The organism is Xanthomonas sp. LMG 12462, from assembly GCF_009192885.1.
Taxonomy (GTDB): Bacteria; Pseudomonadota; Gammaproteobacteria; order Xanthomonadales; family Xanthomonadaceae; genus Xanthomonas_A; species Xanthomonas_A sontii.
Genome location: NZ_NMPP01000013.1, coordinates 85398 through 102623, shown reverse-complemented (window position 1 = coordinate 102623; position 17226 = coordinate 85398). Strand labels below are relative to the sequence as shown.

The 17226-nt window shown below is 61.0% G+C and carries 13 protein-coding genes; 7 read left to right on the top strand and 6 right to left on the bottom strand.

Translation table 11 applies throughout. The annotated features are described in order from the left end of the window. Window positions 1-90 precede the first annotated feature (90 nt). Window positions 91-633, bottom strand: a complete 543-nt coding sequence (locus CEK69_RS04465) for a hypothetical protein (protein ID WP_226975035.1) — start codon at window positions 631-633, stop codon at window positions 91-93. A gap of 394 nt (window positions 634-1027) precedes the next feature. Here CEK69_RS04465 and CEK69_RS04460 point away from each other — a divergent pair, with 394 nt between their 5' ends. Then, window positions 1028-1795 (top strand): hypothetical protein, encoded by a 768-nt coding sequence (locus tag CEK69_RS04460; RefSeq protein ID WP_226975031.1) that lies wholly within the window; start codon window positions 1028-1030, stop codon window positions 1793-1795. Window positions 1796-1874: 79 nt separating this feature from the next. Here CEK69_RS04460 and CEK69_RS04455 read toward each other — a convergent pair whose 3' ends face one another. The 3 genes from CEK69_RS04455 to CEK69_RS04445 all read right to left on the bottom strand — a co-directional run bounded on the left by CEK69_RS04455 (window position 1875) and on the right by CEK69_RS04445 (window position 4726). Continuing rightward, window positions 1875-3518: an XVIPCD domain-containing protein gene (locus CEK69_RS04455; RefSeq protein WP_152244087.1), complete on the bottom strand. Its 1644-nt coding sequence runs from the start codon at window positions 3516-3518 to the stop codon at window positions 1875-1877. Further along, a complete protein-coding gene (locus CEK69_RS04450) occupies window positions 3515-4003 on the bottom strand; it encodes a hypothetical protein (protein WP_226975036.1) in 489 nt (162 codons plus the stop codon). The genes CEK69_RS04455 and CEK69_RS04450 overlap by 4 nt, the downstream gene beginning before the upstream one ends. 123 nt (window positions 4004-4126) lie before the next feature. Continuing rightward, window positions 4127-4726 carry a hypothetical protein gene (locus CEK69_RS04445; protein WP_152244085.1) on the bottom strand — a complete coding sequence of 200 codons (600 nt, stop codon included), beginning with the start codon at window positions 4724-4726 and terminating at the stop codon, window positions 4127-4129. A gap of 421 nt (window positions 4727-5147) precedes the next feature. Here CEK69_RS04445 and CEK69_RS04435 point away from each other — a divergent pair, with 421 nt between their 5' ends. Next, window positions 5148-6155: a hypothetical protein gene (locus CEK69_RS04435; protein ID WP_152244083.1), complete on the top strand. Its 1008-nt coding sequence runs from the start codon at window positions 5148-5150 to the stop codon at window positions 6153-6155. 238 nt (window positions 6156-6393) lie between these two features. Here the strand turns inward: CEK69_RS04435 and CEK69_RS04430 are convergent, their stop codons facing one another. Both CEK69_RS04430 and aceE read right to left on the bottom strand, forming a co-directional pair. Next, window positions 6394-9012: an SIR2 family protein gene (locus tag CEK69_RS04430; RefSeq protein ID WP_193313892.1), complete on the bottom strand. Its 2619-nt coding sequence runs from the start codon at window positions 9010-9012 to the stop codon at window positions 6394-6396. 176 nt (window positions 9013-9188) lie between these two features. After that, a complete protein-coding gene (gene aceE / locus CEK69_RS04425) occupies window positions 9189-11879 on the bottom strand; it encodes a pyruvate dehydrogenase (acetyl-transferring), homodimeric type (protein ID WP_152244079.1) in 2691 nt (896 codons plus the stop codon). Between the two features lie 216 nt (window positions 11880-12095). On the opposite strand from aceE, the gene CEK69_RS04420 reads away from it, so the two are divergent. The 5 genes from CEK69_RS04420 to CEK69_RS04400 all read left to right on the top strand — a co-directional run bounded on the left by CEK69_RS04420 (window position 12096) and on the right by CEK69_RS04400 (window position 17108). Next, window positions 12096-14072, top strand: a complete 1977-nt coding sequence (locus CEK69_RS04420; RefSeq protein WP_193313899.1) for a SpoIIE family protein phosphatase — start codon at window positions 12096-12098, stop codon at window positions 14070-14072. Next, window positions 14069-14509, top strand: coding sequence for an ATP-binding protein (locus CEK69_RS04415; RefSeq protein WP_152244075.1), 441 nt, complete (start codon window positions 14069-14071; stop codon window positions 14507-14509). The genes CEK69_RS04420 and CEK69_RS04415 overlap by 4 nt, the downstream gene beginning before the upstream one ends. After that, window positions 14506-14898: an STAS domain-containing protein gene (locus CEK69_RS04410; RefSeq protein ID WP_152244073.1), complete on the top strand. Its 393-nt coding sequence runs from the start codon at window positions 14506-14508 to the stop codon at window positions 14896-14898. The genes CEK69_RS04415 and CEK69_RS04410 overlap by 4 nt, the downstream gene beginning before the upstream one ends. Before the next feature lie 787 nt (window positions 14899-15685). After that, complete coding sequence (locus CEK69_RS04405; RefSeq protein ID WP_152244071.1) at window positions 15686-16231, top strand: PadR family transcriptional regulator; 546 nt, start codon at window positions 15686-15688, stop codon at window positions 16229-16231. An 85-nt stretch (window positions 16232-16316) separates the two neighbouring features. Next, window positions 16317-17108 carry a siderophore-interacting protein gene (locus tag CEK69_RS04400; RefSeq protein WP_152244069.1) on the top strand — a complete coding sequence of 264 codons (792 nt, stop codon included), beginning with the start codon at window positions 16317-16319 and terminating at the stop codon, window positions 17106-17108. Window positions 17109-17226: the final 118 nt, after the last annotated feature.

The following is a 17226-nucleotide window of genomic DNA, read 5'->3' as shown; positions in this document are numbered from 1 at the left end:
ACTCGGTTCGTCTCCAGGGGGTGAACTGCGACCCACTATCGGCATCGCGCCCCTGGCGCATCCAGCGCCAGACGATTGAGCGCCTGATTCCTAATCGCACTCCTTGGATGCCGGCGCCACCTCGACCGGGGTCACTTGTCCATCCGGGTTCACGCGATTGACCGCCAGTACACAGACCGAATTGCGGAAATCGAGGTTCAACGCAACCTCGTAGTCGGCGCCCGCCTGCGGAACGAACGTCGATGTCAGCAAGGCGCCGCAGTTCCATCCCATGTGGACGCCTGTCGCCTGGCTCCAGTGCGCAGGCGAACCGGCGCCGGCTTCCACGACAATGGGCTTCCCTGCGTCCAGCGCAAGCTCTTTGTAGAACGGCTTGGAGCCGATCATCTTGCGGTCCTGCAGGTTCCTTGTGTTCTGCGTCTCCGGGATGCCAATCCCCTCGTTCTTCACCGAGCCGAACAGGGAACCGAACGCAGTGCCAAGCGATCCGGATACGCGGATCTTTTCGCCGTACTTGGCCGTGCACACGGCATCCTTGTACAACACGATGCCAACACCATTCTGACCAAACAGGCGAATCCGCGCGCCGGCAGAGGCCGCTTGCGGCGCAGGCTCCTGGCACAAGGCAGGCATCGCATATGCGCTGGCGAGCAGTGCCAGCAAAATCCCATTACGTACTTTCAAAGCATTCCCCTGTTGGGTCGATGGTTTCTCAGACAGCCACGCATAGCGGCAGAAGCCGGCGTTTCTTGACGCAGTTTTCCTAAAAATTTCTTGTAATCCGACCTAGCGCACGCCAACTCAGTGAATCGCTCCTCCGGCTGCATTGCTGGCTGCACCGATCGTACCGCGCATGTCACTCGTCACCGGGATGATCTGCCATCGGTGGCGATGGACAAGCGCCGCCATGCTCCTGCTTGACGCAAGATCGCGTCGCCGGCTAAAGAGCGCTCATCGAAGTCATAGCTGACGAACCGACATGCCAACGACGTTTCCTGGGAAGAGGGGGTGGCTAGCTGGCGTCGCAATGGCGCTGCTGGCCACCGCCACCTGTTTGGCACAGCAACCGTCCGATGCGGCCTGGCTTGCAGCCCGCAATCAGCAAGCTATCGCCCCTACCACGCATACCGCAGCCGATAGCCCCTTGCCGCCGGGCGAATACATCACAGATAAGGGATGGGGTCGCCTGCTGATCAAGCAGCAAAACGGCACATTGACCTTCTCCCTGGAAAGCACCACGGGGGAAGACGTGTGCGAGCTGAATGGCACGATAGAAGGACACACCGGCATCGCCAAGGGGAACAAGGGCCAACCCACCTGCCAGGTGAAGTTCGCCAGTACGCCGCAGGGCATTGACGTAGCGGCTGCCACGCCCGCCGAATGCAAGACGTTCTGCGGCTACAACGGGGATTTCGAGGCGCCCTACCTGCGGGTCAAGGATGGCTGTGGCCGGGACGAACTGGACCGCACACGGACGACCTTCAAGCGCCTCTACGATGCGAAAGACTACAAGGCAGCGCTCGCCACCTTGTCGCCAGTCGTGCCGAATTGCCTGCCGACGCTGGAATGGGAAGACGAAGGCGCCATTCGTAACGATCTGGCCATCACCCAATACAAGAATGGCTTGTATGCGCAGTGCCTTTCCACACTCGACACCTATGCGGAGGACGCCGCCAAGGACGACGACGCGGCCGTGGAAGGATGGATGCCAATGCTGGCGGACCGCTACCTGGCCATCGTGCGGGCAGCGAGAACCAACATCGGCTTGTGCCGCAAAGGCGCAATGAAGCGCTAGGCCTCAAAAGGAGTGGTGTAAGGAGGTCGCCCCGCATCCGCCATCGACAGCGACGGATGCGGGGCTACCCTTAGAAGGGTCACCCCAGTGACTGCCCCTGGCTTCTGGACACCTCGCGCTGCTGTGTCATCACTTGCTCCTGAGCGATGGCTTGGTTCGCCGCCATCAGCTTGGCATCTGACTGCTCGACCGGAGTCTGCATCGCCTGCTGCACTGGCACATGCGCGCGCAGGTGGGCAGGATCGTTCAATTCTCCTTGAACAGCGATAAGGCGTTCAGGCCCGGCGACAACATGATCCACCCTTGTCAGTGCATTGCCGGAGAGCGATGCACTGGAAACATTCGGATACTGATCTCCGTTGTCCTTGCAGGCTGCGAGAAGGCTCCTGCACACACGCTCACTGTTCTCATCGAATGGCACGCCAGCCTGACTCCCGAGCCGCTGCACTCCGTCTCTGATTTGCAGGAGCATTGCGTGATCAGGGTGCGCAGGATTGTCGGGGCCGGTCCGGCCACCATGCTGTTGCGGAGCAGGCCGCAGTTCCGGCGCATGAGGATCCACATGCAGCAGCCGTTGCGTCTGGCCTCCCTGCTGCAGGTTGAGATCGGTGGTGCCATCGTGGTTTCGGGCGCGTGTCAGATTCTCGCGCGCAACAGAACTCCACTCACCGTTCAAGAACGCATGGCCCTGTCCATGCTTGTTCCAGTTGACCAGATCATTGCCTGCGGCATAGAAGCCTGGCCCATTGAAGCGCTCCGGATGCGCGTGGTCCGTGGGGCCGTACTGATGCGCCCCGCCTCTATCCAAGGCACCGACAAACTGCCCTGCGCGATCGTCATGGATGAACAAGTTCTTGATGACGGGGTACTCGTGCGGCAAGTTCTGATGCGCCCTATCTGCATTGAGGGCGGTTGGATTGACGAGTGGATCCGCCAGGACACTTGCCCACGCAGTCGAGAGAGGACTTTCTCGATTCGCATTGCGCAGCAAGTTGACGACCGCCGCACCCCTCAAGGCGTCGTCACGGCCCAGCTCAAAATAGTCTTTCTGACCTGAGCGCTTGGGGAGAAAACCGTCAATGGCAGCACTGACGTCTGCCACAGAGTCATACTGGTTCCCCTCAAGCTTACGAATCATTGTTGCGGCACGTACTTCGTTCTGGTTGTATGCCTTGCCAACCATCGCCGCCAGTTTCACTTGGTCGTCGAGTGACGCGTTCTGATACAGGTTGCTTCGCTGCAGCGGCGCGATGGCGCGATCCATCAACTTATCGATCTGAGCGACATCGCGGTCGTGCACCCAGGTAATGCCGGCATCGGAGGCAAGAAACGCGTCCAACCGCGATTTGACATCCGCATCCAGCGGGCGTCCATGGTCGTTTCTGATCGCATCTCCATCACGACCAAGATCCGCGATCGCTCTTGCCGCCTGATCGTCGGTCAACACCGACTGCGGCTGATGCGCCCTCGCCCAGTCCTGGTATGCATTGATCAGGTCCCTCGGAACGTTCTCGCCGTTAGGATCATTGGGCTGGTAGTGCTGCCCCAGGTCCGTCTGGATGGTACCGATCGAGTAGCCACTGCTGTCCGCTGGTTCGAGCGTGGGCGTTGAGGCCTTGTCGCCTGCGACAACCAGTCGATATGCATCGTATCGACTCTCGGAGGTGACACCCACAGCGAAGTACAGGGTTGCACGCAGCTCCTTGTCTGTGAGCGTACTCATTGTGCGTCCTCCGGATCCGAACAATCCTTGTCATAAGGCACGTCTTTACCTGCGATATCCGGATAAAGCGCGACAGTGCGACGATAGCTGGAACCATACTTCTCATATCGAATGAGTTGTCCATTTTCCAGCTTGAACTGATCCTCTCGCTCGGAGAACGCCGGGCAAGCGGAGTAGCTCTTTCCTCCGTCGTCGCTGCAGTAGCGGACATACAACGTGTCTCCACGCACCTCTCCCTGCAACTGCCCATCATTGCCGCGAACGTTTGTCCCCTCGCTCCAATCTCCCGTCACGCGATCGCCATGTTGCTGCAGATGCAGGCTCAGATAGTGGCCCAAGTCGCATTTCTTGGCATACGCCCACTCCCCAGAGAACGACGGAGATTTGCTCGCGGAAGCGGCGGTAGCACACGAGGTGATCAACGCCATCATCATTACTAGCGCGGCCACCGGAAAACGCGGGCTTGATCGCTCTTGCTCAGCCATCGGTCACTCCTTGGACGTGGGTTGCGGCTCGTATGTGCGGAAGATAGCAACTAGGCCCGGGACGTTCCACAGGTCACCAAGCACGTTAATTTGATGAATGTTCTTGCCTCAACCAAGCTAGGATCAATGCAACCACCCGCTTTCTCCAGGCGGTGCTTCAGAGCCCAGCGCATAGACAGCCCGCTCTTCTCGTACGCGGTTGGACGCCGGTTCGCGCAGCGGCTGGCGTGCGATCTGCAGCAGCAGTTCACGCACGTCGTTCGCTGCGGTGCAGAGCGTGCTGCCCACTTCTGGCAGCGTCTGGCCTGCACGCTCGGCCGTATCGCCGGCCGCCACTATCCGGGCATTGGCGGATACGGTCTCGGCCAGTTGCGTGAGCCTGTCGATCTGCTGCTGCGTCATGCGGAACGTGCCGCTGCCGGCGTCCGTTGCTGCCTGGATAGCAGCATCGGACCAGGCGCCGCGCGTCGTGTCGGTCCGCTGAGCAGGATAGGACAGCGCGCCCAGTACCAGATCCACCTGGTCGGCCAACAGCTCCAGGCAGAGCGCCAGTTCGCCCATGCGCACCTTGGGTTCGGCGGCGCGCTCCTCGGCCTGTGTTCGTGGCTGTGCAAGCCGGACCAGGAAGCGCACGTGATCGCGCAGCTTCGCCAGGCGGAACTGGCTGTCCTCCGGCAGGAAATAGCCGGGCATGTCGTCGTCGTCCAAACGGTCGTGCGCCATCGTTGCCTCCTCATTCCATGAAGGGGTCCGGCCGCCACGCATGGCGGACGGGAAGTCGGGAGGTTCGAAACCGCTAAGAGCCGGCGGGCGTATTTCCCCGAAGGGTGTTGTATTAGCCGCCCTCCCGACGCAGGCATTGCGTCGGCTTGCGCCCGAGCCTCGGGCACAAAAAACCCACCGGTTTGTCGGAGGTGGGTACCGCTCTTAGAGGAGTTTCGACGCTCCTTGCGGTAGAGATTGCTACCGCGGCGCGTGGCCTGTCAATCTTTCGCTAGGAGAATCGACCTGCTCTAGCGCGGCACCAGTGGCTACTCGTCGACTTAAGCTGTATCTGCGCCCGGCACCGCCATCATCGCGGCAACTGAGACCGGTAACATCTAACCTGCACGTTCCAACAAAATCTGACGTAACAGCTAGATCAATGGCCAAGACCCGCGCTTACACCTCGGAGTTCGGCAGCGAGATCGTCACTGCGGAAGCCATCGGCAAGATCCGGCACATCCACTACAACGGGCAGCCCACCGGCCAACGTTATTTCAGCACGCATCGGGCGGGCCAGCGTCGCCCGGTGAAACACGTCATGAAGGGAAAATGCTTCTTCGCCTATGTCGATGGTGGAGGAAATGCCTCGGCTTCCGAGGGCGAGACGTTGAATCACCTCTTGTTCAAGGAAGCTCTAGCATTAGTCAAAGGTACTACGCTCTCCTTGTACAGACTTACTACCGGAAAGCCCGCGCACTGGTGTAATGTTTCAATCCGCATTAAAAAAGCAGAACCGGAGAAAGAAATCGAGCGTGAGAATGGCCCGCCATTACGGGCTGACCTTCGCATTGAATTTGATGACGACATGGGCTTGGGCTTAAAGTGGAATAACGAGCTATATCTAGAGATCTGCCACACTCATGCAGTCCAGGCTGATAAACAATTGGAACTACGCAGCCTTGAGTGCCCGGTCGTAGAAGTGGCAATTCCTCATCTGTTCACCTATCCCGTCAGTGATGACGAAACCAACGATTATCTAGAAGAAGAGCATAGACAGAGAATCAAAGCAATCCTCGAAAGTGAAAACGGCTTCCTGAAGTGCGTCCTTCTCAGTGATCCGAGTTCTAAGGCGTACCTCCAGCGCGTGGCTAACACATATCTCAAAAAGATTAAGTCATTGCAATCGGTTGGCGCCACACTTCGTGATTCGCTTTGTGCGTCTGAGAAACAGTTACGTTCATCCAGCGAGGCAATTACGCGCTTGTCTTCGCAGTTGCACGAAAGTAGGCAAGCCGCAGAGAGACACCTGTCTAACCTGGACGACGCACGCCGTGAGCTCGAGGAGCTTCGACCGCACGTGTCAGGGCTGCAACGCCAAAGAAATCAACTAATAGTGACGTGCATTGTACTGTGTGTATTATTTGGCTTGCTAATGGCTTGGTGGTAATTGGCCAGCGTCAGATTCAAGCGAAGAATTAAATCGCAGCATCTAAGGCATCTAGAGCTTTTCCTAGATGTCGGCTGGGCTAGGCCAGGCTCACCTGTAAGAATAGGTGAACCTGGCCCCGTACTGGGCGCCAGTCTAGGACTGCCGCCTGGGTCGCCGGTACTGACTAACAATAGAGCAGATTGAAATCTGCTCTATTTAAAATGTTGCCTTCTGCGCTTATTGGTGCAGCCCCACATTAAGCGGCAGTTCTTCGCGCCTTAGCTTTTATATCAGCCTTACAGCTTTCCAAAAAGTCTCGCCCCTTTGAGTCCTGAAATACCGCCCACTCAGATGCAAGAAACTCAAACTCCCGATCCTCTTGTAATAATTTAATGAACTTAGATTTCGCCTGATTGATATCATCCAATAGGTACAGAGCGCATGCCACAGCGCGCTCATCAGAGCATCCGGTCACTATACTACCCATTCTACCTTTGTTTAGCTTCCCATCAGCCCGCAACTTAGCAAGTTCATAATTTATTATTAGTGGCGCATGAGTTAGGTTAAACCCAACCTTATCCAGGGCAGCTTTGCATACGGCCTCAGCGGCAGCATAGTTGCCCAATAGAAGAAGCGTGTGGCTTTCGTCGACAACCCCCTGAATGCTTAAAAAGGCTTTAAAGGAATATATCTTGCGCGCCAGTTCCAACTCCAGCTTTCGATCGCCTTCCGATTCAGCTTTAAACCTAAGAAGCCGGATTCTCTCCTCGGGCGTCAGATACTTGTAATTTACCTCACTCAAAGTCCGCAATTTATCTGAAAGCTTTGCATACTTATAAAGAAGCCCAAGTCTTATAATGTAAGTAGAATCATGCGCAATACCTATTGCACTCTCAAGATCCGAAATTGCGGCTTGTAAGTCGCCATGGTGCTTCAAATGATACTTGGATCGCCTATAGAGGAAACCAGGGCTTTTTAATGCCACTTCATTTTGAGAGAGTTCCGTTATTTTCGCCGCCAAATCAGAATCCCTGTCAAACTTCTCAAGCACATCTAAATGAAGTATCTCATAGCTGAAATAGTTGTGCCGATTGGCTGCATCCTTAGCCTTTTTAACTCCTTCAATTAAAGAATCCACTTCTGGCCTGGAAGACCTGTCGTACGCGTGAATGTATGTCATACTCGCACGCAAAACATCTATCTGCCTCGCATCTTGATTTTGACCCGAGGTAAGCAATTCAGAAAGCTCTTCCTTGGCGCGACTGAAGGTCTTTCCAGTCCCGGCCAGGTAATCGAAATACTTAAGCCACGCTCGATTATCAATACTTGGATTCATTGCTATTGAATTCTTGAATGCAGTACACGCATCGACATGCAAGCTCTCAATAGCACCATATCCGGCTTCTATTTCTTCGACTAGGAGCTGTGCTTTGTCACACCAAGCATCTGAGGAGAAGGGGTTTATTCCTATAGCCTGATCAATAACTGCCTTTTTTAGTTCTGCACTCGGAAGTAGATTTGCTTTCCAAAGCAGCCACGCCTCTTCGCGCGGGTCTAATTTTATTAAGTCATCCACTATGGCGACAGCGGCTACAAGGTCGCCAAATGATTCCTCATTTTTCACTGCAACCACGAGAAATTCTTCTCTAGCTTGCCAGCTGGACGCAGACTTAATTGCCTCCTGCAGTTGCTCGCGAGCACCATCAAAATCCCCCATTGATATCTTGTGCTTCGCAGATATCAGCGCCCCCACTTCAGCGTCAGTCATTTTATTTTCAACGCCACCAGAGGAACTAGATTCCTTTTCGGTGACGCTTCTAATTACATCAATAAAGTTTTCTCTTTCAGACAATTTTTTTAATTTATCTATGTCCCTGACGATTATTTCGGAGTTAGAGGAAAGCAAGTACTCATTTCGGCAGAATGAAATAACAGTTCTACGGGGCTTATCCGAGATAAGATTTGTCTCAACCGGAAGCTTATCTCCAATTGCGTCTCTATGGAGTTGTGCCATCAGTTCATCGAAGCCGTCAATTTCGACAAAATAGACGCGATCCTTCCATAGAAGCTTCAATAGATCTTCGCTTGGCCTTTCACCCTTTCTAAAGCACCAATATATACCATGCCTAAAATAATCATCGCTTCGTAGTAGATGACTAATGACGTCCATGATGGATCTGTCGCCACCAGAATATCCAGCAACAATAAGACCATGCTCGCGACTAAACTCAGAAAACTTTTTCTTTATGTTCTCCTCTAATGTCTCTGTTTCTCTGACTGTAGATTTTATATCGTCAAATAAATAGTCGCCGTGCAGTTTTATTATTTTCGGCCGCTTTGAAGTTATGCTTATACTCGAAACAGAAGAGTCGTGAGCACAAACGATTGGCCTCAAATCAGAGAACCTGAAAAAAGCTTCGTTTATTAGATCATCGAAGTTTGTGGTGAACAATGTATTTAAGTAGCCATTTTCGACCAGCTTGATTAAGTAGGCATAGCCAATGCTCGGGTTCTTGTCCGCGACCTCAGCCTCTATGAACATACGGCGTTGCCTAGGCAGATCGAAACGACGCTCAAATAAACAAGAGTATTCCCTGTTTGGAACGAACCAACTGCTTTCTTGACGCGCCATGTATTGATTTATTTGCTCTACTGTTGGGGTTGTTACTTCTGGATGCGCCGACTTGTAAATTTCCTCTTTCCAAAGCGATGTAAGTTCTGAAGCAGTTCGTATTCCTGAAGTCACAGAACAACCCGCACCAAGCAGCAATGTGAAGTTTGGCACCTCACTTGTTCGAGTTACCAAAAACCTACTTAGATCGCTATATGAACGTCGCTTCGTATGTAATTGTGAAAGCACATCCGTCTCTTTCATGCCCCCTCCTTCTGTTTTAGAAATCTGCTCAGTCATATCGCAGCAAAGACCAACATTTCGGAAGATAGCTCAAAATTAGATAGTGCAGGTATACGAAATTTTGCGTGCACTTGGAATTCGGCAAAAAAAAGGCAGCCATTGGCTGCCTTTTTGGAATCAAACGCTGACTTCGTCCATCAAACCCCAACCGGATTAGCCTTCTCAGGATCAATCTTGTACTGCTTGATCGCCCTCGCCACATCCTTCCCGGTCATCTTCCCATCCTTCGCCAACGCCGCAATGGCGGCATGCGCGATGTAGTACCGATCCACTTCGAAGAACCGGCGTAGGTTGGCGCGGGTATCCGAACGGCCGAAGCCATCGGTGCCCAGCACGGTGTAGTGCATCGGCACGAAGGCGCGGATCTGGTCGGCGAAGGCGCGCACGTAGTCTGTGGCGGCGATGGCCGGGCCCTGGCGGCCTTCCAGCAGCTGGGTGACGAACGGCTTGCGCTGTTCGCCTTCCGGGTGCAGGCGGTTCCAGCGCTCGGCGTCGAAGCCGTCGCGGCGCAGTTCGTTGAAGCTGGGGCAGGACCAGATGTCGGCGGTGACGCCGAAGTCCTTGTCCAGCAGTTCGGCGGCGGCGATGGCTTCGCGCAGGATGGTGCCCGAGCCCAGCAGCTGCACGCGCAGTTCGCCCTTCTTGGGCTTGCCGGCGTCCTTGAGCAGGTACATGCCCTTGATGATGCCGTCTTCCGCGCCCGCCGGCATTTCCGGGTGGGCGTAGTTCTCGTTCATCAGGGTGATGTAGTAGTACTCGTCCACCTGCTCCTGCATCATCCGCTGGATGCCGTACTGCATGACGACGGTGACTTCGTAGCCGAAGGTGGGGTCGTAGCTGCGCACGTTGGGGATGGAGCCGGCGATGACCTGGCTGAAGCCGTCTTCGTGCTGCAGGCCTTCACCGTTGAGCGTGGTGCGGCCGGCGGTGCCGCCGAGCAGGAAGCCGCGGGTGCGCATGTCCGCCGCCTGCCAGGCGATGTCGCCCACGCGCTGGAAGCCGAACATGGAGTAGTAGATGTAGAACGGCAGCATCGGCACGTTGCTGACCGAGTAGCTGGTGCCGGCGGCCAGCCACGAGGAGATGGCGCCCGGCTCGCTGATGCCCTGCTGCAGCACCTGGCCGGACTGGTCCTCGCGGTAGAACATCAGCTGGTCGGCGTCCACCGGCTTGTACTTCTGGCCGAACGGGGCGTAGATGCCGATCTGCCGGAACATGCCTTCCATGCCGAAGGTGCGCGCTTCGTCGGCCACGATCGGCACGATGCGCGGGCCCAGTTCCTTGTCGCGCAGGGCGATGTTGAGGCTCTGCACGAAGGCCATGGTGGTGGAGTAGGTGCGCTCGCCGCTGTCCTTGAGCAGGCGCTCGAACTTGTCCAGGCCCGGGGCCGGGATGGACAGGTCGGCCTTGCGGCGGCGCTGCGGCAGGTAGCCGCCGAGCGCGGCGCGGCGCTCCTGCAGGTACTGCACTTCCGGCGAGTCCGGGCCGGGGTGGTAGAACGGCACCTGCTCGGCGTCGGCCAGTTGCTTGTCGCTGAGCGGGATGTTGAAGCGGTCGCGGAACGCGCGCACGGCGTCGTCGTCCAGCTTCTTGGTCTGGTGGGTGGGGTTCAGCGCCTCGCCGGCCGAACCCATGCCGTAGCCCTTGACGGTCTTGGCCAGGATCACGGTGGGCATGCCGGTGGTGTTCACCGCCTGGTGGTAGGCGGCGTAGACCTTGTGCGGATCGTGGCCGCCGCGGTTCAGGCGCCAGATGTCGTCGTCGGACAGGCCGGCGACCATGGCCGCGGTCTCCGGGTACTTGCCGAAGAAGTTGGCGCGGGTATAGGCGCCGCCGAAGGCCTTGCAGTTCTGGTACTCGCCGTCGACGGTTTCCATCATCAGCTTCTTGAGGACGCCGTTGGTGTCCTTGGCCAGCAGGGCGTCCCAGTAGCCGCCCCATAGCAGCTTGATGACGTTCCAGCCGCCGCCGCGGAACACGCCTTCCAGCTCCTGGATGATCTTGCCGTTGCCGCGCACCGGGCCGTCCAGGCGCTGCAGGTTGCAGTTGACCACGAAGATCAGGTTGTCCAGGCCTTCGCGGCCGGCCAGGGCGATGGCGCCCAGGGTCTCGGGCTCGTCGCTCTCGCCGTCGCCGATGAAGCACCACACCTTGCGGTCGGACTTCTCGATCAGGCCGCGGTGCTCGAGGTACTTCATGAACTGCGCCTGGTAGATGGCGCTGAGCGGGCCCAGGCCCATCGACACGGTGGGGGTCTGCCAGAAGTCCGGCATCAGCCACGGGTGCGGATAGGAGGAGATGCCCTGCCCGTCCACTTCCATGCGGAAGTTGTTGAGCTGGTCTTCGCTGATGCGGCCTTCCAGGAAGGCGCGGGCGTAGATGCCGGGGGAGCTGTGGCCCTGGATGTACAGCAGGTCGCCGGGGTGCTTGTCCGAGGGCGCGCGCCAGAAGTGGTTGAAGCCCACGTCGTACAGGGTGGCGCTGGAGGCGAAGGAGGCGATGTGGCCGCCCAGGTCGCCCGGCTTGCGGTTGGCGCGGACCACGGTGGCCATGGCGTTCCAGCGGATGATCGAGCGGATCTTCCACTCGATGGCCGCGTCGCCCGGGCTCTTGGCCTCGTTGGCGGGGGCGATGGTGTTGACGTACTCGGTGGTCGGCGAGAACGGCAGGTAGGCGCCGGAACGACGGGTCAGCTCGACCATGTCCTCCAGCAGCTGATGCGCGCGCTCGGGGCCTGCGACATCGATGACGGCCTTGAGCGATTCGATCCACTCCTGGGTTTCAGTGGGGTTCGGATCGTTCTGCAGCACCTCGTTCAACCAGTTCATAACGCTCCCGTAGGTCGCACGCACGCGCGCGATGGCATGTGTTTTCTCGAAGCCTGCAAGTGTAGCGCAACCGCTTCTCAGGACCTCGTACGCCAGCGTATGGAACGGACTGTCACATTGGCCCGGGACACCGCGCGGGACAGCCGCAAAGGCCGCTGTGCCGGGCGGCCGCGGCTGCGCTTATGATCGGGCTCCAGGCCCCCGTGGAGCGCCGCCATCGCCGTCGCCTCGTCAGCGCAGGAGCCTTCCGCGGTCGCCTGGCGTCACAGCCTGCGCACGCGGCTGCTGCTGTGGGGCAGCCTGCTGCAGGTGGCGCTGCTGCTGGGCCTGGCCCTGCTGTTCTACCTGGGGGCGCGCGAGGTGATGGTGCGCAACGCGCGCGAGGAGGTGGCCGGGCTGACCCAGCAGACCGCGCGCAGCCTGGACGCCACGCTGGGCTCGGTGCAGGTGAGCGGGCGCACCCTGGCCGCCGCCGCGAGCGGGCTGGGCCGGCAGCCGTTCAACCTGCGCAACCTGCTGCAGGCCACGCTGCAGGGCGACCCGGACATCGCCGGCGCCTTGCTGGTGATCGAGCCCGGCGCACTGAAGGACGACGGCCGCGGTTTCGCCTGGCACCTGCGGCGCACCGCTACCGGGGTGCTGGAACAACCGGTGGAGGCGCTGGGCTTCGACGCGCGCAGCATGCCCTGGTACCGGCGCACGCTCACCGCGCCGGCGCCGTGGTGGTCCGAACCGTACAGCGACGCCAGCACCGGCGGCGCGTTCCTGACCACCTACAACCTGCCGCTGCGCCTGCCCGGCGATGGGCCGCAGGCGCCGGCGATCGGCATGGTGAGCGTGGACGTGCCACTGCAGCGGCTGCAGGCCATCGTCGCCGAACTGCCGGCCAACAGCGGGCTGCTGCCGATGCTGCTGTCGCCGGACGGGCTGTTCGTGCTGCATCCGGACCCGGCGCTGCGCTTCCGCCGCACGCTGGAGGCGCACGTGGCGCGGGCGCGGCCGGACCTGTCGCCGCTGGCGCAGGCGGCCGACACCCACAGGCCGGTGCGCTTCGAGCACACCGCGCCGGACGGCACCCGCTACCTCACCCAGAGCGCGGCGGTGGGCGACACCGGCTGGACCTTCGCGCTGAGCGTGTCGGAGGACTACATCCTGGCCGGGCTGAACCGCATCGTGCTGTGGGGCGCGCTGGCCGGAGCCGCCGCGCTGGCGGTTTGGTTGTGGCTGCTGCACCGCTACACGGTGCGGCTGGTGCGGCCGATCGAGGACCTGACCGACTCGGCGCTGCACTTCAGCCAGGGCGCGTTCGACTATCCGCTGCGCCACGTCGAGCGCGCGGACGAAGTGGGGGTGATGGCGCGCGCCTTCGACAGCGCGCGCGGCTCGATCAAGCGCCAATTGGACGAGATCGCCACGTTGGCGCAGGCGCGGCAGCGCATGCAGAGCGAACTGTCGATCGCGCGCGACATCCAGCAGGCGATGCTGCCGGGCGGGCGCACCTTCGACAGCGCCCACAAGCACCTGGAAACCTACGCGCTGCTGGAACCGGCGGAGATGGTGGGCGGCGATTTCTACCAGTTCTTCGAGACCGAGCCGGGGCTGTTGTGGTTCGTGGTCGGCGACGTGTCGGACAAGGGCGTGCCGGCGGCGCTGTTCATGGCGCGGGCGATGACCGTGCTGGAGATCGCCGCGCGCCGGCACACGCGCCCGGACGCGATCCTGATCGCCGCCTCGCAGCGGCTGGTGGAGGGCAACGAGCCGTGCATGTTCGCCACCGTGCTGTGCGGGCTGATCGACGTGCACAGCGGCGACTACTGGCTGTCCAGCGCCGGCCACGAGCCGCCGCTGCTGCTCGACGCCGACGGCCGCGCGGAATTGCTGCCACTGGAATCCGGCCCGCCGCTGGGGTTGGAGCCGCAATCGCGTTATCCGGTGGTGCACGGGCGCCTGGCCGCCGGCGCCACCCTGCTCAGCTACACCGACGGCATCACCGAGGCGATGGATGCGCAGGACCGGCCCTACGGCGAGGAGCGGCTGCTGGCGGCACTGCAGCCTGGCGCCGACGCGCAGGCGCAGTGCGCCGCGGTGCTGGCCGACGTGCAGGCGTTCACCGCACCGGCACCGCAGTCCGACGACATTACGCTCCTGGCGATCCGGCTGCGCCAGGATCCGGCACGGGAGGCGACGCGATGATGCTGCGATGGCAGATGGAACCGGCAATCGACGCACTGGCGCAGTTGAGCGACAGCGTGGAGGCGGCGCTGCGGCGCCACGGCGTGAGCGGCGAGCAGGTCAGCCGCACCCGGCTGATCGTCGAGGAACTGGCCTGCAACACCCTCGAACACGGCCACCTGCGCCGTGCCCCGCTGCCGGTGGACGTGATCGTGCATCTGCTGCACGACGCGCTGGTGCTGGAATTCCACGACAGCGGCCCGGCCTTCGACCCGCGCGACGCGCCGGTGCCGAACCTGGACGCGGACATCGCCGAGCGCCCGATCGGCGGCCTCGGCCTGCACCTGGTGCAGCAACTCGCCGATCGCCTCGAGTATCGCCACGACGGCGGCCGTAATGTGGTGCGCATCGTGTTGCTGCAACCTGCCGATCCCCCTCTTCAGGAGTCGCCCGCATGACCACGTTGAGCCTGCAGATCGACCCGGCGCAGGACAAGCGCCAACGCCTCACCCTGAGCGGGCGCCTGGACACGCACACCTACCAGGCGCTGGACGAGGCGCTGGCGCCGCTGCTGGCCACGCCGATCACCACGTTGGTGCTGGACCTGTCGCACCTGGACTACATCAGCAGCGCCGGCATCCGCTCGATCTTCAAGGCGCGCAAGGTGCTGGCCGCGCGCGACGGGCGGGTGCTGGTGGTGAACCCGCAACCGCAGATCCGCAAGGTGTTCGACGTGGTCAAGGCGGTGCCGTTGAACGAGATCTTTACCTCGGTGCAGGAACTGGACGAGTACCTGGACGAAATGCAGCGGCAGGTGCTTGCCGATGGCGCAATGCGTCGGGACTGAAGTCCCTCCCACAGTGCACCCGGCGAGCGCGCTGCAAGACTCCTGTTTTGACGCACGTCGACTGCGATGCCGCTGCGATGCACGACGCGGCGTGCCTGCCGATGGCGCAATGCGTCGGGACTGAAGTCCCTCCTACAGTGTGCCCGGCGAGCGCGCTGCAAGACCCTCTTTCGACACAAGTCGGCTGTCATGCAACCGCGACGCGCGAAGCGGCGTGCGTTCCGATGGTGCAGTGCGTCGGGACTGAAGTCCCTCCCACAGTGTGCCCAGCGAGCGCGCTGCAAGGCTCTCTTTTGACGCACGTCGACTGGGCATGCGGCCGCGATGCGCGACGCGGCGTGCCTGCCGATGGCGCAACGCGTCGGGACTGAAGTCCCTCCCACAGTGCACCCGGCGAGTTCGCTGCAAGTTTCCACACAAGCGGCCTCAGCCGCGACGGGATTTGCTGGTACAGCCCGTCGCGGCTGACACCGCTCCCACAGGAATGGCTGAGCATCGTTGTGGGAGGGACTTCAGTCCCGACGAGGGAGGGTGTCAGTCGGCTTTCGGCTTCGTTTGTCGCAACTGCATGACCGTTGATTCTCACACGGGGGCCCACTGGCCGAGGCGGCCTGGGCGGCTCACGCCCGCCGCGATCCAACGCGCACCGGACACACGCGCAGGACGCAAACGCGCGCTGCCGTCTTGACTGAACCAATCCCACCGCGCTCCCGCGCCCGGCCTGCCAAGCGCTTGCCGGCCACACTACTTCGATATATCGTTTCCACACCCGATTCGACATATCGAAATGCCACGACCCCACGCCCCCGGCCCGCATCCCGCGCACCGCCTGTTCGACGAGGACCGGGCCGGGCGCGGCCGTGGCGCACGCGGCCCCCGTCCGCTCGGCCACGGCGACCTGCGGCTGTTGCTGCTGGCGATGATCGAGACCCAGCCGCGCCACGGTTACGAGTTGATCCGCGCGGTCGCCGAGCTGTTCCATGGCCTGTACACGCCCAGCGCCGGCACGGTCTACCCCACCCTGGCGCAGTTGGAAGCGCAGGGCCTGGTGCAGGCCGATGCCGACGCGACCCGCAAGCGCTATGCGATCACCGAAGCCGGCCAGGCCTTCGTGCGCACCGAGCGCGCACAGGTGGACGCGGCGCTGCAGCGCACCCAGCACAGCGCGCGTGCGCTGGTGCGCGCCAACGTGCCGGCGCCGGTGCGCGAGGCGATGCGCCGCATCAAGCAAGGCCTGCTGGCGCGGCACGGGCGCTGGGACCCGGACGAGATCGAGCGCGTCGCCGCGCTGTTGCATGCCGCCGCCGACGGCATGGATGGCAACGCACCCTGATTCCCCTTCCAGCCAGCACGCGGACATTAGCGCTTTCGGCGTCCGCGTCGCCTGCCAACCCTCTCCCCCACTTCCGAGGATTTCCATGGCGACCCACGAACATCGCCTGCTGCGCCACCCGCTGCGCCTGCGTCATCTGCAGGTGCTGCGCACGCAACCGCTGACCCCGCACATGCGCCGCATCGTCGTCGGCGGCCCCGAACTGGACGGCTTCGTCAGCGCCGGGCCGGACGACCACGTCAAGCTGTTCTTCCCCAACCCCGAAGGCGCGTTCGTGCTGCCGACGATGACCGAGCACGGCCCGGTGTATCCGGCCGACGCGCTGCCCTCGCCCGCCCGCGACTACACCCCGCGCCACTACGATGCCGACGCGCAGGAACTGACCCTGGACTTCGTGCTGCACGGCGACGGCCCGGCCTGCCGCTGGGCGGCGCAGGCCGACCCGGGCGATGTGCTGGTCGTCGGCGGGCCGCGTGGCTCGTTCGTCGCCGCCGACGATTTCGATGCCTATGTGCTGATCGGCGACGAGACCGCGCTGCCGGCGATCGGCCGCTGGCTGGAGACCCTGCCGGCCAACGCGGAAGTCGACGCGCTGATCGAGATTCCCGGCTACGCCGACCGGCAAGCGCTGGAGTGCGACGCCGAGCTGCGCATCACCTGGCTGGAGCGCAACGGCGTGGACGCACGCAGCAGCCAGCTGCTGGAAGGCGCGCTGCGCGACTTCGACCCGCCCGAGGGCGACGCGTTCTACTGGATCGCCTGCGAATCGGCCCGCGCGCGGATGATGCGCAAGTTCGTCGAAGGCCACCTGGGCGTGCCCAAGGAGTGGATCCGCGCGACGGGGTATTGGAAGGCCGGCGGGGACCAGGACGAGTAGCGCTCCAGGCACTGCTGCGCGGCGAAGTGCGCTCGCACTTTGGGCTGGACAGCATTGATGCATGCTGTAGACATGACGCAGATTTGTGATATCTATCACAATATTTCACAGACCTGCA

Coding starts and splice junctions, on each gene's coding strand:
- CEK69_RS04435 (WP_152244083.1), top strand. CDS start 5,148: ATGGCCAAGACCCGCGCTTACACCTCGGAGTTCGGCAGCGAGATCGTC.
- CEK69_RS04465 (WP_226975035.1), bottom strand. CDS start 633: ATGCCTGCCTTGTGCCAGGAGCCTGCGCCGCAAGCGGCCTCTGCCGGC.
- aceE (WP_152244079.1), bottom strand. CDS start 11,879: ATGAACTGGTTGAACGAGGTGCTGCAGAACGATCCGAACCCCACTGAA.
- CEK69_RS04460 (WP_226975031.1), top strand. CDS start 1,028: ATGGCGCTGCTGGCCACCGCCACCTGTTTGGCACAGCAACCGTCCGAT.
- CEK69_RS04445 (WP_152244085.1), bottom strand. CDS start 4,726: ATGGCGCACGACCGTTTGGACGACGACGACATGCCCGGCTATTTCCTG.
- CEK69_RS04405 (WP_152244071.1), top strand. CDS start 15,686: ATGCCACGACCCCACGCCCCCGGCCCGCATCCCGCGCACCGCCTGTTC.
- CEK69_RS04415 (WP_152244075.1), top strand. CDS start 14,069: ATGATGCTGCGATGGCAGATGGAACCGGCAATCGACGCACTGGCGCAG.
- CEK69_RS04430 (WP_193313892.1), bottom strand. CDS start 9,012: ATGAAAGAGACGGATGTGCTTTCACAATTACATACGAAGCGACGTTCA.
- CEK69_RS04410 (WP_152244073.1), top strand. CDS start 14,506: ATGACCACGTTGAGCCTGCAGATCGACCCGGCGCAGGACAAGCGCCAA.
- CEK69_RS04450 (WP_226975036.1), bottom strand. CDS start 4,003: ATGGCTGAGCAAGAGCGATCAAGCCCGCGTTTTCCGGTGGCCGCGCTA.
- CEK69_RS04455 (WP_152244087.1), bottom strand. CDS start 3,518: ATGAGTACGCTCACAGACAAGGAGCTGCGTGCAACCCTGTACTTCGCT.
- CEK69_RS04400 (WP_152244069.1), top strand. CDS start 16,317: ATGGCGACCCACGAACATCGCCTGCTGCGCCACCCGCTGCGCCTGCGT.